Source organism: Pirellulales bacterium (assembly GCA_035939775.1).
Classification (GTDB): domain Bacteria; phylum Planctomycetota; class Planctomycetia; order Pirellulales; family DATAWG01; genus DASZFO01.
Map to the genome: position 1 here is coordinate 18,022 of DASZFO010000235.1, position 19,807 is coordinate 37,828.

At 61.0% G+C, this 19,807-nt stretch carries 22 protein-coding genes; 5 read left to right on the forward strand and 17 right to left on the reverse strand.

The features are described from left to right. Positions 1–267: 267 nt before the first annotated feature. Both VGY55_14715 and sucD read right to left on the reverse strand, forming a co-directional pair. Positions 268–1,722: a tetratricopeptide repeat protein gene (locus VGY55_14715; GenBank protein ID HEV2971224.1), complete on the reverse strand. Its 1,455-nt coding sequence runs from the start codon at positions 1,720–1,722 to the stop codon at positions 268–270. Between the two features lie 104 nt (positions 1,723–1,826). Further along, on the reverse strand, positions 1,827–2,705 hold the full coding sequence (gene sucD / locus VGY55_14720; GenBank protein HEV2971225.1) for a succinate--CoA ligase subunit alpha: 879 nt from the start codon (positions 2,703–2,705) through the stop codon (positions 1,827–1,829). A 472-nt stretch (positions 2,706–3,177) separates the two neighbouring features. Here sucD and VGY55_14725 point away from each other — a divergent pair, with 472 nt between their 5' ends. Further along, the gene (locus tag VGY55_14725) at positions 3,178–3,636 is read left to right on the forward strand and encodes a hypothetical protein (GenBank protein ID HEV2971226.1); all 459 of its coding nucleotides are present in this window, start codon (positions 3,178–3,180) and stop codon (positions 3,634–3,636) included. A 263-nt stretch (positions 3,637–3,899) separates the two neighbouring features. Here VGY55_14725 and VGY55_14730 read toward each other — a convergent pair whose 3' ends face one another. The 13 genes from VGY55_14730 to VGY55_14790 all read right to left on the reverse strand — a co-directional run bounded on the left by VGY55_14730 (position 3,900) and on the right by VGY55_14790 (position 12,109). Further along, the gene (locus VGY55_14730; GenBank protein ID HEV2971227.1) at positions 3,900–5,477 is read right to left on the reverse strand and encodes a hypothetical protein; all 1,578 of its coding nucleotides are present in this window, start codon (positions 5,475–5,477) and stop codon (positions 3,900–3,902) included. 445 nt (positions 5,478–5,922) lie between these two features. Next, positions 5,923–6,453, reverse strand: coding sequence for a hypothetical protein (locus VGY55_14735; GenBank protein ID HEV2971228.1), 531 nt, complete (start codon positions 6,451–6,453; stop codon positions 5,923–5,925). Between the two features lie 203 nt (positions 6,454–6,656). Further along, entirely contained in the window at positions 6,657–6,986 is a 330-nt protein-coding gene (locus VGY55_14740) for a hypothetical protein (GenBank protein ID HEV2971229.1), read from the reverse strand. A 48-nt stretch (positions 6,987–7,034) separates the two neighbouring features. Next, positions 7,035–7,790, reverse strand: coding sequence for a DUF1559 domain-containing protein (locus VGY55_14745; GenBank protein HEV2971230.1), 756 nt, complete (start codon positions 7,788–7,790; stop codon positions 7,035–7,037). Between the two features lie 98 nt (positions 7,791–7,888). Beyond that, on the reverse strand, positions 7,889–8,173 hold the full coding sequence (locus tag VGY55_14750; GenBank protein HEV2971231.1) for a hypothetical protein: 285 nt from the start codon (positions 8,171–8,173) through the stop codon (positions 7,889–7,891). Between the two features lie 89 nt (positions 8,174–8,262). Continuing rightward, positions 8,263–8,508 (reverse strand): hypothetical protein, encoded by a 246-nt coding sequence (locus tag VGY55_14755; GenBank protein HEV2971232.1) that lies wholly within the window; start codon positions 8,506–8,508, stop codon positions 8,263–8,265. 213 nt (positions 8,509–8,721) lie between these two features. Continuing rightward, positions 8,722–9,120: a hypothetical protein gene (locus VGY55_14760; protein HEV2971233.1), complete on the reverse strand. Its 399-nt coding sequence runs from the start codon at positions 9,118–9,120 to the stop codon at positions 8,722–8,724. 158 nt (positions 9,121–9,278) lie between these two features. After that, entirely contained in the window at positions 9,279–9,659 is a 381-nt protein-coding gene (locus VGY55_14765; protein HEV2971234.1) for a hypothetical protein, read from the reverse strand. Between the two features lie 122 nt (positions 9,660–9,781). Then, positions 9,782–10,357, reverse strand: coding sequence for a hypothetical protein (locus tag VGY55_14770; protein HEV2971235.1), 576 nt, complete (start codon positions 10,355–10,357; stop codon positions 9,782–9,784). Positions 10,358–10,384: 27 nt separating this feature from the next. Continuing rightward, a complete protein-coding gene (locus tag VGY55_14775; GenBank protein ID HEV2971236.1) occupies positions 10,385–10,762 on the reverse strand; it encodes a hypothetical protein in 378 nt (125 codons plus the stop codon). Positions 10,763–10,846: 84 nt separating this feature from the next. Further along, positions 10,847–11,263, reverse strand: coding sequence for a PIN domain-containing protein (locus tag VGY55_14780; protein ID HEV2971237.1), 417 nt, complete (start codon positions 11,261–11,263; stop codon positions 10,847–10,849). After that, complete coding sequence (locus VGY55_14785) at positions 11,260–11,499, reverse strand: ribbon-helix-helix protein, CopG family (protein ID HEV2971238.1); 240 nt, start codon at positions 11,497–11,499, stop codon at positions 11,260–11,262. The genes VGY55_14780 and VGY55_14785 overlap by 4 nt, the downstream gene beginning before the upstream one ends. Before the next feature lie 136 nt (positions 11,500–11,635). Further along, complete coding sequence (locus VGY55_14790; GenBank protein ID HEV2971239.1) at positions 11,636–12,109, reverse strand: hypothetical protein; 474 nt, start codon at positions 12,107–12,109, stop codon at positions 11,636–11,638. 204 nt (positions 12,110–12,313) lie between these two features. On the opposite strand from VGY55_14790, the gene VGY55_14795 reads away from it, so the two are divergent. Beyond that, positions 12,314–12,910, forward strand: a complete 597-nt coding sequence (locus tag VGY55_14795) for a hydrolase (GenBank protein HEV2971240.1) — start codon at positions 12,314–12,316, stop codon at positions 12,908–12,910. Positions 12,911–13,156: 246 nt separating this feature from the next. Here the strand turns inward: VGY55_14795 and argJ are convergent, their stop codons facing one another. Further along, entirely contained in the window at positions 13,157–14,350 is a 1,194-nt protein-coding gene (gene argJ / locus VGY55_14800; GenBank protein HEV2971241.1) for a bifunctional glutamate N-acetyltransferase/amino-acid acetyltransferase ArgJ, read from the reverse strand. 199 nt (positions 14,351–14,549) lie between these two features. Further along, complete coding sequence (gene argC / locus VGY55_14805) at positions 14,550–15,560, reverse strand: N-acetyl-gamma-glutamyl-phosphate reductase (GenBank protein HEV2971242.1); 1,011 nt, start codon at positions 15,558–15,560, stop codon at positions 14,550–14,552. A 219-nt stretch (positions 15,561–15,779) separates the two neighbouring features. On the opposite strand from argC, the gene VGY55_14810 reads away from it, so the two are divergent. Genes VGY55_14810 through VGY55_14820 form a run of 3 tightly spaced genes read left to right on the forward strand, consistent with a single transcriptional unit; the run spans position 15,780 to position 19,754 of the window. Beyond that, positions 15,780–16,961, forward strand: a complete 1,182-nt coding sequence (locus VGY55_14810) for a DUF1573 domain-containing protein (protein HEV2971243.1) — start codon at positions 15,780–15,782, stop codon at positions 16,959–16,961. Positions 16,962–16,997: 36 nt separating this feature from the next. Continuing rightward, entirely contained in the window at positions 16,998–18,806 is a 1,809-nt protein-coding gene (locus tag VGY55_14815) for a multiheme c-type cytochrome (GenBank protein ID HEV2971244.1), read from the forward strand. Positions 18,807–18,812: 6 nt separating this feature from the next. Continuing rightward, a complete protein-coding gene (locus VGY55_14820; protein ID HEV2971245.1) occupies positions 18,813–19,754 on the forward strand; it encodes an SDR family oxidoreductase in 942 nt (313 codons plus the stop codon). Positions 19,755–19,807: the final 53 nt, after the last annotated feature.

Below are 19,807 nucleotides of genomic sequence, written 5' to 3' on the forward strand. Positions count from 1 at the left end.
CTCCGGCGACTAAACCAGATAGACGGGATACGAAGCCAATCAACATGGAGTCGAGAATCGACAAGACAACTCACGCCTGTTCTCGGAGATCGAAAGCTTGATCTCCTCTGAATTCCTGCACCCTCACTTTAACTGACGATAGGTATTTCGCAAGCTTTATTGGCGCGAAACTGCGTTTTCGCGCCCGGCGGTCGTGACTGTGCTCCCTCACTGGAATGGGAATTGTGGCGGACGCAGGTGGCCAACGACGTGCTGGGCCGAGCAATCTCAGTCTTTGTCGCCGGTTCGCAGCACGATGATTTGGCCCTCGACCGGGCCCTCTTCTCCGCGGCGGAGCGACGTGCGTTGCGCGTCGCGGATCGCGAACCCATGTCGGATGGCCAGCGCGCCAATGTATTCGCTCGAGTGGGCATAGCGCCGCGTGCGGCGCAAAACCCAATGCAGTTGCTCGATTGTTTCGATCGAGAATGCGAACAGCCCGCTCGGCCGAAGGACTCGGCGGGCGGCGGCGAATAGCTCCTCTAAATCGCCGACGTAGATGAACAAATCGGCCGCCAAAACCAGATCGAACCGCGAATCAACCGCTCGCATGTAATCCACCACGTCGTTGCAAACCAGCTCGTCGTAGATTCCGGCCGCGCGAGCCGCGGCAAGCATCGCCGTGGAAAGATCAACCCCCGTCATGCGGCGTGCGAGGTCTCGAAACTGCTTTCCGACAAGCCCCGTGCCGCAACCAAGGTCGAGAATGTCGAGGGATTTTTCATCGTCTGTAGGGTACGGCCTCGGTGCCGTTCCGGGCCTCCGTGCCGTTCCGAATTCGCCCAGTTCTGCTGCGACCGCCTGTCGCAACGCTTCTGGAACGCGATAGTCCAGCTCCGCGACCAGCCGCCGCTCGAAAGTCGCAGCGAAATCATCGAACAGCCTCGTGACGTATGGTCGCGGCATGGAGCGCGGAGGAGACTCGCCCGAGAGCGCCGCCAAATCGAACGAGACTTCGACCAAGCCCGGTTCGAGTTCGAGTGCCCGCTCGTAGGCTTGCGCCGCCCGAGTCACATCCCCCGTCTCATCCAACAAGTTTCCGAGCGCATGCCAGCCCTTGGCGAACTGCGGATTCACGGTCAACGCTTGCCGCTCAGTCGCGATCGCCGACGTCTTGTCTCCGGCGTTGCCTAGGGCAATCGCCATGGCGTGTAACGCCGGAATGTGTCCGGGCTGCACTGCCAGCGCGGCCTCGCACGCCGAGATCGCCACGGCAATCTGACCGGATCGCAACGCCGCGATCGCCAGTCCCACTTGCGCATCGACCGAGGTTGGATCGCGCGCCAACACCTCTCGATAGGAATCGATCGCCTCGTGGATTCGGCCGGTTTCTAAGAGCACGTCGGCCAAGTTCGATCGCGCGAGCAAATACTTCGAATCAAGTCGCAGCGCCGCTTCGTAGGCGTCGATCGCGCTGGCGCTGTCGCCCGCCGCTAGATGAAGACTGCCGAGATCATTGAACACGGCCGGCGTCGGCTCGATCTGCGCAGCTTGAAGCATCAACGGAATAGCTTCCCCGACTCGCCCGACACGATGCAGCAACCGCGCTAGCCGAACTAGGACGAGCGGCTCCGCGGGGTGCTCCGCAAGCATGTCGCGCAGGGCAGCTTCCGCGGCCGCCGGGCTTTCCGACTCTTGCCGCTGGGCCGCGGCAAGCCGTGCTTGCAATTCAGACCGATCCATAAAGATCCGACATCTACTCCCTCTCCCGCTGGGAGAGGGCCGGGGTGAGGGGAACACGCGGTGGCCGTTGCGCTCGTGCGCATTGCGTGTCACCCTGTCATCTATCACCGCTTCCCCGCGATGGCCCGCTGGACCGCCGTGCCCATATCGGCCGGGCTTTCGGCGACGACAATGCCGGCCGCCTCGAGCGCCGCGACCTTGTCGGCCGCAGTCCCCTTGCCGCCGGTGATGATCGCCCCGGCGTGCCCCATCCGCTTGCCGGGGGGCGCGGTGCGCCCGGCGATAAAGGCCGCGACCGGCTTGCTGACATTCGCCTTCACGAAAGCCGCCGCCTCTTCCTCAGCGGTGCCCCCGATCTCGCCGATCATCAGAATCGCCTCGGTCGCCGGATCGGCCTCGAACATCGCCAGCAGATCGATGAACGAAGTCCCCACGATCGGATCGCCCCCCAGACCCACGCACGTCGATTGGCCCAGCCCGATGTTGCTCAACTGCCAGACCGCTTCGTACGTGAGCGTGCCGCTGCGGCTCATTAGCCCGACCGGGCCCTTCTTATGAATGTAGCCAGGCATGATCCCGATCTTGCACTCGTCCGGCGTTATCACGCCGGGACAATTCGGGCCGACCAGGCGGCTGGCGCTGCGCCGCACGACATCGTACACCCGGACCATGTCGAGCACCGGCACGCCTTCGGTGATCGCCACCACCGTCTCGATCCCCGCATCGACGGCTTCGAGAATCGCGTCGGCCGTGAAGGCCGGCGGGACAAAGATCATCGTGGCGTCGGCCCCGGTGGCATCAACCGCCGCAAAGACCGTGTCAAAAACCGGCAGCCCCTCGACCTTCTCGCCGCTCTTTCCCGGCGTCACGCCCCCCACCATGTTCGTGCCGTATGCGAGGCAGCCCTTGGTATGAAACTGGCCGACCTTGCCGGTGATCCCCTGGCAAATGACGCGCGTCTGTTTGTTGATGAGGATGCTCATGCCGCTCATTTATAGCCTATCCGAGAACCGCCGGGGACTGTCCCCTTTTGTGGAGCGGGCACCCATCGCCGCGATGGTCGGGAACAAAAGGGGACTGTCCCCCTCTCCACAGGTAGTTTTTGGATAGGCTCTTATCCGATGTGAAATTCAAGCGTTGATTTTTGGAACAGTTTACCACAGTCAATTCGTGCGTCTAGCGGCAGGAAGGCTCACCATGATCGCTGATTTAGAACCCCTCACAACGCCGCCGGGGACTGTCCCCCTTTTGCGGAGTCGGCGGAGCAAAACGGGGACTGTCCCCTTCTCCCAGGCGGTTTTGTGAGGGGTTCTAACGACGCAATGGGGCAATTCTTGAGCTAAATTTGTAAATCCTGGTGTGGCACGCGTCTCCTCTTCGAGCCTGAGCCTCAGAGCCGAAGGCTGACCGTGCCACGGGCGTGATTTCCGCCGCCAAATCCGAGGAAAAACCCCGATGTTCTCATTCAGTCGCCACAAGAAACAACTGGACGTGCAAGCGCTCTTGCGGCGCGCGATCGACTCGTCCACTCCCAATATGCCGCCCACGAATGGGGAACATCGTTGGGATAGTCGAGCCAATCGGACGTTTCCTCTGGTGCTGGCCACGTGGAACGACGGGCAAGTGAATATGGACGAGGCGACGACCGCCTTGACCAAAAATCTATCCGGCCAGGGATTGACCGCGGTTCATTTCGAGCCGCTCCAGGCCAAGCAGCTCGTGGTCGGCTTCTGGCTGGAATCACAAGCGTACTTTGTCTTGGGCGAAGTCCGCCATCGCACTCGGCTCGGCGGCGGTTACTGGCAGCTCGGCATCGAACTGGGAAACCTGCTCACTCCGGGCGAACACCCAGCACTCGAGCTACTGCTGCCAATGGTCGCCGGCTTGACGACGACTGATTCCCAATCGGCATGAGTGTAGTCATCACGCTCCGTCGTGATGACCTGTCGTCGCGGCGCAGCGCGAGGACGACACTCCCTGAGCGGTGGCACTGGCCAGCGGGGCGCCCTCTGGGCCCGGCCAGTGCCGGAACCCGCACCAAGCGCTGAATCGAGGTACCGTCGCCCTTTGGAAGGCAAGCGAGGGGCTAATGTTGATCGGCGATTCAGCACTGGCCGAAAAAAGAGAAAGAGGACAGATGTTCTGATCCCTTTCCCCTTGTCCTCCCGTTCAGTTCGCTAAAACGCGCCGCCGCCCATTCCACCAGGAACTTGCGCGTCGATCTGCGCGATCAGCCGCGTTATTCGGTCTTGTACGGCCTGCGTGTTCCGCACGACGATCCCGCCGGGGACTTTGCCGATGTATCGCCCTTGCCAGCTTGCGGGTTCGATCACATTCCGGATGGCGGCGATGTATTTGTCGAGCGAAGCGTCGTCGCCGTTAGCTTTACTGACGCGATGAATCCGCACGATGATCGCCTCGCCCGCGTCGGCAGCCGGCATCGCGATCGCGGATTCCTTTGCGGCCCGGTGGGCCGCCCGAAGCTTGGCTAGCAGCTCAGCAATCTGTTCGTGCACCTCTTCCGATTGATCGATGATGAGAGCAACCGGGTGAGCCCAGGGACTGACGCCACCACCACCATTGGGCCATGAAGTCGGAGCCACCGCGGACGTGATTAGATCGATCAAACTGTCGAAATCCAAATCTGTGCTCCGATCGCCGGGTTTGGCATCGAGCAAGTCGCTCACGGGATAAACGCCGAGTCGCGCATGCTCTTTCTCCGCGGCATCGGTCGTGATCACGAGCGCATCGTCGCGAAGAATGAAGTTCAGGTCATTCGGCCTGAGCATGCTGCGCAGCGCAAACTCGAGCCGGACTTGCTTCGCCTTGAACCTCAATGGAACTTTGAGATCAGCTCCGGCATCGGAAAGCTGCTTGCGATCGATCGAAACCGGGATGCCGTCGGCCCGCAGGTCATCGACCAGTCCAGTCAGCGGCATTTCGTGAAAATCGAAATCCTGACGCCTTGCGAGTCGCTCGCGAATTTTTTCTTCCGCCGGGCCAGAATCAATCAATAGCGGCACGGACTGTCTTCCGGCAAGTTCGTCAGAGTTGATCTTTCGCAACGCGGCGAAAAGCTGGGCAATCTCAAGATGCGTTTCCGGGTTGCTCGATACCGCCAGGCTGCCGCCGATCGGCATAATCAGGCCAGTGCCGCCTGAATCGTTCCAACTTGTGGGTTCAATGCACGATTTCACGACATCGACGATCGCCGACCGGTCGTTACCGGCCGCGTCGTCGGCAAACTCATCTGGGGCTGCCGGCTGCGAAATCAGATCCAGAACGTCGTAAACGCGCATGATGCTATAGCTCTTTGCGTTCTCCGCCGTCGTGATCAGAAGAACGTTGTCCTCGGGAATCTCATAACCGAGATCGTGCTCGGCGAGCATGGCCCGCAGCGCTGAGCCGAAGGAAACGTCCGCCATCTCGAACTCGATCGGCAAATTCTCCTGGATACCGGCGTCGGCGATCGCTTTGGAGGCCACGAGAACATTGACGCCGGCGAGATCCGCCAAGTGCGCGGCCGCGTTCTTGAGCGGCACGTTTTTCAATTTCGCGCTAACCCGTTTCTCGAACGCTTTTTCAACCGAAGTGCGCTGGTCGTTGGCCGCCGCGGCCGGTTTTTCCGCTGCCGAAGCGGGGGTTGCATTCGGACCAGACGTCTTGTCGTCCGACCCGATCAAAGCCGAGCGCAATCCGTAAGTGACTAACAGCGCGGCGACTGTCAGCGCGATACGACGAGACGCACGTGACATGTTCCTCTCCTTTGAAACCGGAAGATCCCGGCCATCTGCTGGAGCGTCCGGAAGCGAGACGCCCTGCAATCATTTTAGCCGACCGGAGATAAAAAAGTCGCCTGATTGGCGGCGAACCGAAGCGCCGTTCAAAGGGCCGGACGGCCCGACAGGGAATAGCCCCAAACCGTCAGGTTGGGGTGCGGCACGACGAGATTGAATCTCCAAGGAGCGACACGCTGGGTCTGACCACGGCCTGGTGCCAGTCCTCCGGACCTCCGCATTCATTTGGCGCGATCATCGACCCCGATTTCACAATCGGGGCTATTACCTTTCGGCCGGCGGGGCCTATGCCGGGTTTGCAAGGATAGCGAAGCAGAACTGGGTTCCATTCGCCGTAGCGCAATTCGGGGTGCAACGTTTGGCAAAGTGGTCTGGCAGTCGACGGTGACCGCTGAACGCCTTGTCAGGGTGCATCAACTACCTTCCAGCGATCCGACGTCTCGTCGTGGTCGGTACTGCCGGCCGTTGTGCCAAGGAATTCAACTCGTGCGGTAAGCCCATCCAGGTAGACGACATGCTCTTCGTGCCACATGTGGAACGGATAATCGTCGTTCACCACCAGCACGCCGCTGGCTGGAATCTCGAAGACCCACACACCATCCTGCATTTTCAATTCTTTTCCCGCAGCATGGTTCTTGACGATCGAGAACTCCCCACGAAATCCGACGGGAACGACAATCCGGATGGGCTGACCCGGCCGATTGGCATAAGCGGCCAAGGCGAACGGGCCAACGGCGGCCGCAATGCAAAATATCAGGCCGAAGAGCGTCGCCCGCCGCTTAGTGGTTGCCTGCATTTCGATATCACCCGTCATGACGCATCCCAGCCCGACGACGAGCGGCACGAAAAACAACATGTTGACACTGAAAAAAAGGCAAATCGTTGGCACGACCGCTGTGAACAGCCCCATCGAATAGAGCGCCGGATTTCGCATCACACGTACCTGCACCATCCGAGCCACAGGCCTGCTTATGGCTGTGTTACCCCGCCCTGAAGAACCGTGCCGGAATCGGAAGGATAACCGGAGGCGGACCAATTATTGCATGGCCGCGTTATCCCGGACCGCCGGCAGCCGGGGCAAGGGACTCAACGAGCCGACCGTTATAGCTGTGTCACCTTGTCTAGGAAAAATGCCGCTTACTCTCTGAAGGGCGGTTCCGGCGGAAACTCTACGTATATGAAACCGATGAACATGCCGAGTAGAACGCCGAAGAACGCGCCCTGGAACGGCTTGCCCTCGATGCAGCCGACTGCTGCGCCGCCAGTGGCGAAAAATCCTAGGAAAAGAAGCACGGGATAAATGCCTGGATCGAATCTCGTCGCGAGGAATAGCACCCCGAGTCGCATTGCCACGCCAAGGAGCGCAACCGCGCCGAGCATCCGGCGCATCGAGAACTGAGAAGGCATCAGCATGTCCGCATTATCCGCGACCGCGGGCAGCAACGGCAAGCGATGCTGGGCGGCCATCGTCGCCGGCCATCGGTTTCGCTGTAAGAAGCTACGGCATGGGGCGGATTACCGGATCCTATCCGGGTCGATCGCTTCGCCGCCATTGCGGGTGAAAAGTGCCTTGAGCGTCTCCAAGTCCTCTTCGTTGCTGATTACGATGGTGCGGCAATCAGCTAACACCGCGCAAAAAATTCCTCCTGCGTGCGCCTCGCCCAGGCCGTCGAGTGGCTCATTCAGGTCGACTTCCAAATCGTCCGGCTTGGTCCAAATCACTGCGCGATCATCATTGACCTCGACCGCGAGGATCGTGTTGCTGGTCCCGTCGGTGAATGACTGAATTGGCAATCCTTCGGTTCCCTCGAACGCCAACCCCTTGCCAACCGGAACCAAGAACACCGCCTTGCCGTCGTCAGCGCGACCTGGCTTAGCGTAGGCCGACGGCATCTTGGCGATGAGTGCCTTGTTGTTCGGACTGTCCCACGGCTCGTCCAAATGGAACTGCTTGTAGAGCTCGTTCTCCTCGATGTATGGGAGGATTGCGACGCGCCAACTCAACAGCGGCTTCCCCTCCGTGCTGAAGATCGCGTGGGCCGGGAAATGCCGGTTTGCCCGTTCATAACTGAGCATCGCCAAACCGATCTGGCGCAATTCGTTCAACAGTTCACGACCGTTGGCGGCCTCTCTCTCGATCTTCGCCTCGTGCGCCAGGTAGCCGCAGACCACGGCCACGACCGTGACGACCACGAACAGCGACCGCAGGCTGAACTGAAACCAACGGCGTTTGCTCTTCGGCGTGGCAGCTTTCGGCGAATCGGTTTCCATCGCCTCATTATCCCCGACCGCGGGCAGCCGGAGCAAGGATGTCGGAAGCCGGGCGGCTATTCGTTTTGAAATCTATCCACGGACGTATTGCTGACTGCTTATTCAAAAGGACCACGTTGGGCAATCGTCACCCAGGCGATGCCAATCCCTACCCCGATCACCGCGCCCCAGATTGCACCCGCGCGGGGCCTTCCCTCCACGCAGCCGAGTGCCGTTCCAGTTGCCGCAGAGAATCCAACACAGAGAAACACCTGGAAGATGCCAGGACTAACGCCACCATCATGTCGCACGTCGAGGAACACCATAAAAAGGCGCGCGGCCACGCAGAGCATCGCGACCATGCCAAACATCCGTCGCATCGAGAATGGAAATGGCTTGCTCATGGCCGCGTTATACCTGGACAAATCAACGGCAGCCGGACGCGAGCGCCTCGACCAGGGGCGAAGCATCGGTCCACGCGGTTGACGTTCTCTTAGTGAGCGGAACGCCCGTACTTCTTTGTCGGGCCGTTCCACAACGCCAACCCGATTAGCCGTAGTTTCTCCTTAAGCGTGACCTTTACGCGGGCTTGCTCCACTTGCCACTCTCGCAGCATCGGCAAGCAGACCCCGCACTGAACCCCCATGATCGCGACGACGACGAAAAGCGTCCGCAGGCTGAATTGAAACCAACGGCGTTTGTGTTTCGACGAGTCGGCTTTGGGTGGCTCGGATTGCATGGCCGCATTATCCCCGACCGCGGGCAGCCGGAGCAAGAGATACGTGCGGCGGATGAGGATACCGGTGCGGGGTTTGTCAAGGAAAAAACCGCGCGTGATCGCTGGTTATGCCGTGAGCCAGCATACCTATTCCGGCCAGACAGGCCCACGCAGCCTTGCCCCACAAGCGCGCCGGCGACTGGCTTCGTTGCGACCACGATGCCTAGGCGTCATTCACCGGGCATTGGGACAGGATGCGCGTTCGGGGTAATCGGTCATAAAACCGAACGCAGCTTCAGGGAAAACGGTCTTCATCCGACTCGCTTGCGGCTTGGAAATGCCATATGGAAAATTGATGCTCAATGCCGTGTGATCGCCAATCAGAATGCGAATCCATGTGATCTGCGACGTCTCGGGATGCTCCATCTCGTATTGCGCCTCGTGAATCACGCCACCGTTGTCCAGTAACCACGACCGAAGGGCCTTGCGTTCCTCCACGACCCGGGCTTGATGCGCAAGCCAACCGCATGGGATCGCCAGCAGCGTGACGACTATCATCAGCGACCGCAGGCTGAATTGAAACCAGCGGCGTTTGCGCTTCGGCGGATCGGCTTTGGGCAGCTCGGTTTGCATGGCCGCATTATCCCCCACCGCGGGCAGCCGGAGCAAGAGATACGGAAGGTCATTGTCGCCAGAGCACCCGCGGCGATTCCGAATCGCTCCCGCGCTCGGACATGGGAGGCGGGATACCGGGGGGAAATTGGCTTGCGGGGCTGAGCAGGTGAACGCCGTTATTCGCGCGCGCCGGGAGCAGAAGATTCTGGCGCGGGGTACGGTTCTGATTGAGTGTTGGTAACCGTGGAGGCCGCGTGGCGAGCCGAAGGGCGTGGCGGTGATTCATCCACTATGTCGGCCTCTGGAAACAAGGCGACGAGGTGCGCTCGCTGCTCAAGTTCCGTTTCTGGAGAGATTTCGATCGCCATGATTCTCACGTCGCCGAGCATTCGGCGAAGCGGCGAAATCGGGTTTGGTCCCACGACTTCAAAACCTTCAAAAAGGAATCCCCATCGTCCATTAACGTCGCGATCAAGCTCTTGCTTCCGCTCCCGCACGATCTTCGCCTGCCAACCGATGTAGGCGCACGGCACGGCCATCAGCGCAACGCCGATCATCAGCGAGCGCAGGCTGAACTGAAACCAGCGGCGTTTGCGCTTCGGCGGGTCGGCTTTGGGCGGCTCGATTTGCATGGCTGCATTATCCCCGACAGCGAGCAGCCGGGGCAAGAGATTCCGATTCAGCGATCCAAGCCGTCAATTCTCTCCAGAAACTTCGTCTGCTCGGCGACAATCGTTTGCCAATTCGGCCGCTCCATCTTTCGGATGTACTCGATCGTTTCTTTGAGTCGCTTCTTGAATTCCTCCGTCGAAACTCGTTCACTATCTTCACCCGGTCCTGACTTTTCCCGACGCCCCTGGCCGAAGTCAACCGGAATCAGAATCCACGCCTTGTCCTCAAAGATGGTGGGTGCGGAGATGTGCATGGTCCACCGAGTCGGGCGATTGAAGTACATCAGCACCAACTGTCCGGGATCGTTCTGTTGCAGGCCGGGGACATAGCCGTAGTCCGGCGCCCAATCCATGGAGCCTTCCATTTCCTCGCGAATGGCATTGAGCGAATTTCGGCCGACGCCTCCCACATTCGGGAATTCGTTCGTGCGGGTCGTGCTGTCCTTGCCGTTTCTGACGATCCAGTTTTCGAATGCGAGCATGATCTGCGCATGACAATAAGGCTTGCCCTGCCAATCGAGAATGAAGTTGTAATAGCCCAGCGGCAACCCGATGACGAGGACTGCCGCGACGATCCATTTCACGATTTGGCGTGACGGACGCATAACGGTTTAGCGAGTCGGAAGGTGGTCGGAAATCCATTGGAGGAAGAGCGCGAATACGGCGCCCGCGAGCGTGCCTGCCAATAGGGCGGCGAGCGTGGTGAAGCCCCTGCTGGTTGGATCTTGACCTTTGCCGTCCCCTTCAAACACATGCAAGTAGATCTGCCAGCCGATGAATGCGCCCATGAGCGCGACAACGGCAGTTAAGATCGCGTCAACAGCATTTCGCCGGTTCATGAACACGACGAGGAGGCTCGCGACGGCTCCGAACGGCGCAGCAAGCGGCCAATCCTCGGGGCCGAAGTATTGGGCCATTCGAATTGTCAGCGCAAAGACCGCGATGATCAGAAATACCTTGTATAGCGGGAATTGGAAGCGCCGGGACATGTCCGCATTATCCCCGACCGCGGGCAGCGGGGGCAAGCGCGGTGCAAAGGGCCGACGGGCCGGTTCATGATGTTCGAAAGGACTCTACTCCGGCATGAGCGTCGGGATCACCAGGCGGCCGTTTTTGCGGTAGATGCGGAAATGGCGGTCGAGGGTGAAGACGCTGCTGTCGGCGTATTGCTCGGCCATGCGGACCAGGCAGGCGTCGGCTAGCGACATCGGGGTCGAGCGGTAGCGGGTGAGCAGGCGGGAGACGGTCGGGAGTTCGTCCGCCAGGCAAAATGGAGTCGTCACGACGGCGCGGGATAAGAGCTGCATCAGGGCGTCGACGCCTCCGTCGATGCCCCGCAAAAGGAAGCCAGCTTCGGAAATGACCGCCTCGCACGTGACCAGCGGCGGGCGGAGGAGCTTGAATTGCTCGTGGGACCAATCGTGATGGCGCTCCCGCCGGTTCAACAGGGCCACGAGCGGGCCGGTATCGACGATCACCGGCCCTTTCATCGGCCGTATCCGCGAAGGTGCTTCGGATTCGTGGCCAGATCCTTGGGCCCGCCCACGGCGCCGATGAGGTCGCCCGCCAGATCGGCGCAGGATGGTTCGGCGCCATTTCGCGCGGCGGCGAAATAGGCCTCGAGTGCCGTGCGAATCACTTCCGACTTGGCCAAGCTGCGCTTCCGCGACAGCTCGGCCAACTTGGCGTGCAGGTCATCGGGCAATTTGAGCGAGACGGTCTTCATGCGATGGCCGCAAGTAATACCATAGTAGTACAAGTGTATTACGCAGGTCGGGATTCGTCAACGTGGGCAGAACCGCGGAAGAACGCGGATTGACGCGGATTCCGAATCGTTCTCCGCGTCCGAACGGCGGCGGAGTCTAACGACGCCCCCAAAGAATCATCCACACCATAGCAGCGATAAATGCAGCAGCACTCCAAAGCGCGCCGCCAAGCGGCTGGCACAGAATGACCCACGACGCAAGCGTCGATACGCCGACAGTCAAGAAAATAGCAACAGTCATATCCTCGCGCTGCGAGCCAAAATACTGGTTCGTAAGAACAAAAAATAACCCGGCTTCGGCGCAGACAATCGTCACGATCACGAACATTCGACGCATCGAGAATCGAAACGGCTTGCTTGTCGGCGCATTCTCCCGGCCCCTGAAAAGGCGGGGCCGCGGCGTTTTTCGCACAAGCCACAAAGCGAAAAGCACTGTTGCTGCGGCAAAAATCGCGGTGCGAATGGCCGGCCACATAAAGCCCTCATGCCAACATCGCTCCGCAGCACCCCCCAGGACCAAGCCGATGCCCATCAGCAACATGAACGCGGCAAATCGGCGGATCGGGTCCATGACAGCATTATCCCCGACCGCCGGCAGCCCGAGCAAGCGATCCTTGCATCAAAGGGTTGGCCACTGGTTTTAGGATTGGAGGCTGTTGTTGGTAGCGGCAGCTTCCAGCCGCCGTTCACGGGAGCAGGATACTCCCGCTACGACTGAAGCCAACCCGAAATCTTGGAGTTGACGAAGCACTAGCCGCATCTCGGCGGCTGCATTATGCTGCCTTGCATGGGTGCTGCCGAGCGATTGCCGCGAAGTCCTGAGTTGATGTCGGCCGCCGACACTGGCTTGTTGGTCGTCGATGTGCAGGAGAAGCTGATTGGATTGGTGCCGGGGCACGAGCGGATCGTTTGGAACCTGCGGCGGCTGATCGATGGGGCGGGGTTGTTCAAGATGGCGATTCTGGCGACGGAGCAGTATCCGAAGGGGCTCGGCGGAACGGTGCCGGAGCTGGCCTCGCGGCTGGGGCCGATCGCGGCGAAGACGGCGTTTAGCTGCGTCGGCTGTGCGGAAATCGGCGCGGAATTGGAGCGATTGCCGGCGGCGAAGTGGCTGGTCGCGGGCATCGAGACGCACGTGTGCGTGCAGCAGACGGTCCTCGATCTGTTGGCGAGCGGATTCCGAGTGTACCTGGCGGTGGACGCGACCGGCTCGCGATTCGATATCGACCGCGAGACGGCGATCGCCCGCATGGACGCGGCCGGCGCGACGCTCACGACGACCGAGGCGGCGCTGTTCGAATGGTGCCGGGATTCGAGTGCCGCAGAGTTCAAGCAACTTAGTGCGATGGTTAAGGAGAAGCGACCTTATTGAGAGCGCCCAACTCATCCGGCTGGGACTCCACAAAAGGGGACAGTCCCCGGCCGTTCTCGCTGCGGAGGCGTAGGGAGCGCTCGGCGAAAGCGAGCCAACCAGCGCGAAAACGCTCGACGCGTCGAGCGGATTGCCGTCCTGCGTAGTCTATCTCCTCGAACCCGGCCTGCGCAAAGGGGACAGTCCCCGTTTTGCTCCGCGGACTGCGCAAAAGGGGGACAGTCCCCGGCGGTTTTCGGATAGGCTCTAAGTGTGATAGTCGGCGTTAAGCCGAATGTATTCGGCGGTCAGATCGGTCGTCCAGAAGCGGACGCGCGCATCGCCTTCGGAGAATCGCAACGTGATGATCGTGTCGCGCTCGGCGCGGATCGAGGCGGAGACGGCGGCGGCGTCGAAGGGGGTCGGAGCGCCGCCGCGATAGAGCAAGAAGCCGTTCAGATTGAGTTCCACTTCGAGCGGATCGAAGGCCACGCCCGCATAACCGGCGGCCGAAACGATTCGGCCCCAATTCGGGTCGGCCCCGGCGATGGCCGTCTTGACCAGAGCGCTATCGGCCACCGTCTTGGCGATCTGGCGGGCCGCTTCGCGCGTGGCGCATCCGCTAACTTCGATCAGCACTAGATGCGTCGCCCCTTCGCCGTCGGCCGGAATCGATCGGGCCAGCTCTGCGGCCACAGCGTGCAATTCCTCCTGAAATGCGGCCAGATCGGAGCCCGCGAGCGGTGAGCCGCCCGCCGCGCCGTTGGCGACGAGCAACACCGTATCGTTGGTGCTCATGTGCCCTTCGACGCTGATGCAGTTGAATGTGTCGTCGACGACCGCGGAAAGCGATTGCTGGGCCGCTGCGGCGGTGAGCGGGGCGTCGGACAGAATCAGACCGAGCATCGTGCCCATCCGCGGGCCGATCATTGCGGCCCCCTTGGCCATGCCCGTGATCCGAATGGTTCGCCCGCCGAGGGAAAGCGTGCGGCCGGCGAGTTTATGGACCGTGTCGGTGGTCATCATCCCGCGGGCAGCCGCCACGAGCGATTCCTCGCCGGTCCCCAATTGATCGGCGACGATTGCGATTCCTGCGGCGATCTTCTCCATCGGCAAGTACTCGCCGATGATGCCGGTCGACATCACAAGCGCCTGCTCACCCGTCGCATCGCAAGCCGCAGCGGCCAGGCGGGCCATTTCCCGAGCATCCGCTAGCCCGCGCTCGCCCGTGCAGGCATTGGCGTTGCCGGAGTTGATTACCACCGCGCGGAAGCCGCTGCCTGGAGTTCGCGAACGGTCGAGCGCCACCGGTGCGGCGAACACTAGATTTTGCGTGTACACGCCCGCCGCCACGGCCGGATGGTAAGAAACGACGAGCGACAAATCCTGCCGAGTCGTGTTTCGCTTCAATCCGCAATGCACACCGCCCAGGCGGAACCCTAATGGAATTTGGATCGACATTGTGTTCGTTCCGTTACATTGAATCGACATATCGCTTGGGACCGACAGATCACGTAGCCCGAATGAGTAGGGTGCGTCAAGTCCGCGCAGACGCGCCGGAACCCGCCACGACGGCCAGTCCACCTTGCCGCACGGTGCGTCAGCGCCGAGCCTCGACGCACCCTACCGAAGCATCATTCGCAAATCGCCATTCGACATTTCACAACAGGGCCGTCGTCTCGGGATAACCATACATCAAATTGAAGTTCTGCACGGCCGCGCCGGAGGCCCCCTTGATGAGGTTGTCGAGGCAACTGATCGTCAGCACGCGGCCGCGGACTACGCGCGCGGTGATGTCGCAGAAGTTCGTATCGGTAGTGTCCTTCGAGCCGGGCAAATGATCGACGATGCGGACGAACGGCTGGTCGGCATAAAAGCCGCGGAACGCCTTGAGCAATTGTTCTTCCGTCACGTTACCGATCGGACGGGAGTAGGTGGTCGTCAAAATGCCGCGATCCATCGGCACCAGGTGCGGCGTGAAGATCACGCTCACCTCCTGCCCCGAACCGCGGCGAATGATCTGCTCGATCTCCGGGGTATGGCGGTGCCGGCCGACGTTGTAGGCTGAAATGCTTTCGTTGCACTCGGGAAAATGGGTGGTGAGCTTCGGTGTGCGCCCCGCGCCGCTCACGCCGCTTTTCGAGTCGATGATGATGTCGTGCGGCTCGATTAGCCCCGCTTTCAATAGGGGAGTGAGAGCCAGGATGGCCGACGTCGGGTAACAACCGGGATTCGCCACGATGCTGGCCCCGACGATCTGCTCGCGAAACAACTCCGGCAGGCCGTACACGACCGTTCCCACGCGCTCGGGATCGGCATGTTTCTGGCCGTACCATTCCTGATAGGTGGCCGCGTCGTCGAGGCGATAATCGGCGCTGAAGTCGATCAGCTTCTTCCCGGCCGCCAAGAGATGCGGGGCCACGGTTGCGGAAACGCCGTGTGGCAGGCAACTGAAGACGCAGTCGGCTCGCGATGCGACGGCGATCGCACCCAAGTCTTCGAGCTGGAGATCGAGCCGGCCCGCCAGCGAAGGATGTACCGACGCGACGTGCGGGCTTCCCTCCTGGCGGCTGGTCAGGGTGGTGATTTCGACCTCGGGATGCCGCAGCAGCAGCTTGATGAGTTCCAGGGCGGTGTATCCCGTGGCCCCCATGATCGCGACGCGAGTCATGTCCGTTCCAGCCGGGTTTTTGCGTGTCGAAATCGATTCCCATTGCAACCGAAGTTGCGGCAAACATCGGCAGATGCCAGTATACTGACACGAGTAAGGCCGCCAAGGGGTGGTCGTATTTGGACAGTGCGCGGCGCCGCCAGGTTCGCGTGCGAACCGCCGATCCGCGAGAGCCGTAAAAAGTTAAACCGCTAGAGCGCCAAGATGAGTTTTCATACTATGCGAATCTTGATTGTGGTTGCGGTCTCGATTTTCCTTGGCCTGACGCTTGGTCTTGGCGCGACGGTCTTCGAACTGGGGTTGCGTCCCGACGGGTCGGGCCGGATCGAACTCGGGCCAGCGCACGTCGCGCCGACGCCCCCTCCTCCAGCGATTCAAGGTCCGCCGCCCAAGGCCGTCGTCGAAGGAGGCCAACTCGAGTTCAATTTTGGCAAGGCGGACAAGGGGACGCCGCAGCATCACGATTTCGTGATCCGCAACGTGGGGAAAGGAACGCTTGTGCTCGAGAAGGGTGAAACGAGCTGCTCTTGCACTGTCTCTGAGATCGAGCATCCCGAGGTGCCGCCGGGCGGCTCCACGAAGGTGACGATCGAGTGGAAGGGCAAGGCGATGGGGCCCTTCCGCAATAGCGCTCCCGTGCTCACCAACGACCCAGATCAGCGACGAATCGATTTGTTCATTGCCGGTGAAATCGTCTCGACCTATCGCGTCGAACCGGAGAAGCTGGTGTTCACAAGCATTTCGTCGAAGAAATCGGCCACTCAAACCGCGCGAATCTACTCGTTCGCCACCACTGACCTCGCCGTGCTCCGGCACGAGTTCTCCGGCGCCAGCACCGCGGCTTGGTTCGACTTGGCGATCGAGAAGATGTCGGCGGATGAGCTAAAACAGGAAGTCGGGGCAAAGAGCGGCTGCATTCTACGGCTTACAATCAAACCTGGCTTGCCGGCCGGACCATTTGCGCAGACAATCCGCCTCCAATTCAATCTGCCCGGCGATCCGGAGATTGAATTGCCGGTTGAGGGAAAGGTGAATAGTCCGATTGAAGTCGTTGGTCCGAATTGGGAACCCGAGCGCGGGATCCTAATGCTCGGGGAGGTTCGCGCGAGCGACGGGGCCAAGGCCGACTTGTTCCTGCTGCTCCGCGAAGTGGCCCAGGACAAGGTGAATCTGAGGCTGACTGGGCCGACCCTTGAGCCGCTGAAAGTGACCATTGGAAAACTAGAGAAACTGCCTCCGTCGGCGGCGAGAATTCCGTTGACGATCGAGGTGCCGCGCGGCGCTCGGGCAGTGAATCATTTGGGAAATGACCAGGGTAAGCTGGCGCGCGTCATTCTCGACACCGGACTGCCGGACGCGCCGCAGTTACAAATCTTGGTTCGCTACGTTGTGAAAGAATGAAGGGTTTTGCGTTCTAATCGAGCGGGATGTACACGGATGTGCACAATCAAGAAATCGGCGGCAGCGGCGGCAGCGCTGATGGCTGCGCTAGTCGTCTCGGCGGGTTGTCCGCGCGAAGAGGGGACCGCCGCAAAGCCTAAGAAGCCGTCTCCTGACGCTGTCGCCGGCGCCGTCACCTCGACTTCCATTGAAGCGCTGCCCAGCAAAACCGCCGAAAAGCTGCCCGCCGAGAACCGCCGGGGACTGTCCCCTTTTGTGGAGCGGGCACCATCGCCAGATGGTCGGGAACAAAAGGGGACTGTCCCCCTCTCCTCGGACGATTCTCGGATCGGCTCTAATCCGGCAATCCCGGAATCGTCGAAGAACTCTGCCAGCGATCGTGAGAAGGCCGACCAAGCTGCATCCCGCAATGAAACAAAACCGCCATCAGCAGTGGACGCGAACCACGGCGACTCTACTTCTCATCTGGCCCCAGATCCTGACGACCCGCTCCTTCAGGACTGGCCGATGCCCGCGGCCGTCATTGTGGCTACCGGCATGCAAATGGGTTATATCGAGCCGTGCGGCTGCTCCGGCAAGGAGAATCAGAAAGGGGGCCTGAGCCGGCGGCATAGCTACCTCAAGAAGCTCGCCGCTAGTGGCATGACCGTCGTGCCGGTCGATGTGGGTGAGCAGGTTCGCCGCTTCGGCAATCAGTCGGAGATCAAGTTTCAGGCCACGGCCGATGCACTGAAGACGATGAAATATGGAGCGGTGGCGCTGGGCACCGACGATCTGCGGCTCCCGGTTCAATCGCTGTTGGCCGCAGTCAGCGATTCGCCGGACAGTCCCGGCCCCTTTGTCTCGGCCAATGCCGCGCTAATCAGCTTCGATCAGACCTACATCCCGCGGCTGCGAATCGTTCCAGCGGGCAAGCTGAAGCTCGGCGTAACCGCGGTCATCGGCGACTCGGCCCAGCGGGCGATCAGCAATGACGACATCAAATTCAAGCCGGCGTCCGATGCGATCAGGGAAATCCTCCCCGAAATGCAAAAGGCGCATTGTGATCGGCTGATTCTGCTGGCTCACGCGACCAAGGACGAGTCGATCGCGCTGGCCAAAGCCTTCCCGCAATTCGATTTCGTAATCAGCTCCGGCGGCGCGCCGGAACCGCCGCGCGAGCCGATCGTCGTCGAGGGAACCAAGACCCGGCTGGTCGAGGTGGGGCAAAAGGGAGAGTATGCCAACGTGATCGGCTTGTTCGACGATTCGCGGGAGCCGGCGCGTTTTCGCGTCGTGCCGCTGGCCGCGCGGCTAGGCGAATCGGACGAAATGCACCAGTTGATGGCCTCCTATCAGGACCAATTGAAGCAGGTCGAGCTTTCGGGGCTGGGGCTGGTGCCGACTCCGCATCCGAGCGGGAGGCAGTTTGTTGGCTCCAAGGTCTGCGGCGATTGCCACACCAAGGCGTATGCCGTGTGGAAGGAAACGCCGCACGCCAAAGCGTTCGACACCCTTGCCAATCTCAAACCGTCGCGACAATATGATCCGGAGTGCTTAAGCTGCCACGTCACCGGTTGGGAGCCGCAAAAGTTCTATCCGTTCCTAGGGGGTTACACTAGCCTGGAGAAGACGCCGCTGTTGGCCCATAATGGCTGCGAGAACTGCCACGGACCCGGCTCCGCCCATGTGGCCGCGGAATCGGGCGACGCAAAGCTGACTGACAAGGATGTCGCTGATCGCCGAGCCGCCATGCGGGCGGTCAAGTCGGCCGACACCTGCATCCAGTGCCACGACGACGACAACAGTATCAAATTCGATTTCAAAACGTACTGGCCGAAGGTCGAACACCACGGAAAAGATTAGGGTTTCATGCGCAAAGTCCTCGTCACTGGCGGCGCTGGGTTTATCGGGTCTCACGTGGTCGATGCGCTGGTGCGGCGCGGTGATCAGGTGCGCGTGCTCGATAATCTCAGCACCGGCAATCTGGCCAATCTGGCCGAGGTCCGCGGGCGGATCGAGTTCATCGAGGCCGATCTCAACGACGCCGCGGCGGTGGCTCGGGCAGTGGAAGGGGCGGATTGCATCTTTCACGAGGCCGCGCTCGCCTCCGTGCCGCGGAGCGTCGAACGGCCGCTCGAGACCCATGCCGCCTGTGTCACCGGCACGCTCGTGCTGCTCGATGCCGCGCGGAAAGCCGGGGTCCGGCGACTGGTCTACGCCGCTTCGAGCAGCGCTTATGGCAATCAGCCGGCCGCGTCGAAACGCGAGAGCGATCTGCCGATGCCGATTTCGCCATACGGGGCGGCCAAAGTAGCTGCGGAATATTATTGCCAGGCGTTCGCCGCGATGGAGGAGATTGAAACAGTTGCCCTGCGATACTTCAACGTCTTCGGTCCGCGGCAGGATCCGAACAGCGAATACTCGGCCGTTATCCCGCGGTTCATCACGCTGATGCTTGGCGACAAGCGGCCGACCATCTTCGGCGATGGCAATCAATCGCGAGACTTTACATTCGTCGGCGACGTCGTGGCCGGGAACCTGCTGGCCGGCGATGCGCCAAACGTCTCCGGCCGCGTCTTCAATATCGCCACCGGACACCAGGTGAATTTGCTTGAGCTGATCTCCGCGCTGAATCGGCTGCTCGATACCGACGTCGCGCCGATCTTTGCTCCACCCCGAGCTGGCGACGTCCGCGAAAGCCTGGCCGACATCACCCTGGCCCGCCAGCACCTCCGTTACGAGCCGAGCGTCCGCTTCGACGAGGGCCTGCGCCGCTCGATCGACTACTATTGCTCGCTCGTAAAAAAATGATTTGCGGGGTGCCATCCCCACGCGGGCACCGGCGCCAGCAGGTCGGCGTGGGC

Coding starts and splice junctions, on each gene's coding strand:
- VGY55_14715 (HEV2971224.1), bottom strand. CDS start 1,722: ATGGATCGGTCTGAATTGCAAGCACGGCTTGCCGCGGCCCAGCGGCAA.
- sucD (HEV2971225.1), bottom strand. CDS start 2,705: ATGAGCATCCTCATCAACAAACAGACGCGCGTCATTTGCCAGGGGATC.
- VGY55_14725 (HEV2971226.1), top strand. CDS start 3,178: ATGTTCTCATTCAGTCGCCACAAGAAACAACTGGACGTGCAAGCGCTC.
- VGY55_14730 (HEV2971227.1), bottom strand. CDS start 5,477: ATGTCACGTGCGTCTCGTCGTATCGCGCTGACAGTCGCCGCGCTGTTA.
- VGY55_14735 (HEV2971228.1), bottom strand. CDS start 6,453: ATGCGAAATCCGGCGCTCTATTCGATGGGGCTGTTCACAGCGGTCGTG.
- VGY55_14740 (HEV2971229.1), bottom strand. CDS start 6,986: ATGGCCGCCCAGCATCGCTTGCCGTTGCTGCCCGCGGTCGCGGATAAT.
- VGY55_14745 (HEV2971230.1), bottom strand. CDS start 7,790: ATGGAAACCGATTCGCCGAAAGCTGCCACGCCGAAGAGCAAACGCCGT.
- VGY55_14750 (HEV2971231.1), bottom strand. CDS start 8,173: ATGAGCAAGCCATTTCCATTCTCGATGCGACGGATGTTTGGCATGGTC.
- VGY55_14755 (HEV2971232.1), bottom strand. CDS start 8,508: ATGCAATCCGAGCCACCCAAAGCCGACTCGTCGAAACACAAACGCCGT.
- VGY55_14760 (HEV2971233.1), bottom strand. CDS start 9,120: ATGCAAACCGAGCTGCCCAAAGCCGATCCGCCGAAGCGCAAACGCCGC.
- VGY55_14765 (HEV2971234.1), bottom strand. CDS start 9,659: ATGATCGGCGTTGCGCTGATGGCCGTGCCGTGCGCCTACATCGGTTGG.
- VGY55_14775 (HEV2971236.1), bottom strand. CDS start 10,762: ATGTCCCGGCGCTTCCAATTCCCGCTATACAAGGTATTTCTGATCATC.
- VGY55_14780 (HEV2971237.1), bottom strand. CDS start 11,263: ATGAAAGGGCCGGTGATCGTCGATACCGGCCCGCTCGTGGCCCTGTTG.
- VGY55_14785 (HEV2971238.1), bottom strand. CDS start 11,499: ATGAAGACCGTCTCGCTCAAATTGCCCGATGACCTGCACGCCAAGTTG.
- VGY55_14790 (HEV2971239.1), bottom strand. CDS start 12,109: ATGGACCCGATCCGCCGATTTGCCGCGTTCATGTTGCTGATGGGCATC.
- VGY55_14795 (HEV2971240.1), top strand. CDS start 12,314: ATGCTGCCTTGCATGGGTGCTGCCGAGCGATTGCCGCGAAGTCCTGAG.
- argJ (HEV2971241.1), bottom strand. CDS start 14,350: ATGTCGATCCAAATTCCATTAGGGTTCCGCCTGGGCGGTGTGCATTGC.
- argC (HEV2971242.1), bottom strand. CDS start 15,560: ATGACTCGCGTCGCGATCATGGGGGCCACGGGATACACCGCCCTGGAA.
- VGY55_14810 (HEV2971243.1), top strand. CDS start 15,780: ATGCGAATCTTGATTGTGGTTGCGGTCTCGATTTTCCTTGGCCTGACG.
- VGY55_14815 (HEV2971244.1), top strand. CDS start 16,998: ATGTGCACAATCAAGAAATCGGCGGCAGCGGCGGCAGCGCTGATGGCT.
- VGY55_14820 (HEV2971245.1), top strand. CDS start 18,813: ATGCGCAAAGTCCTCGTCACTGGCGGCGCTGGGTTTATCGGGTCTCAC.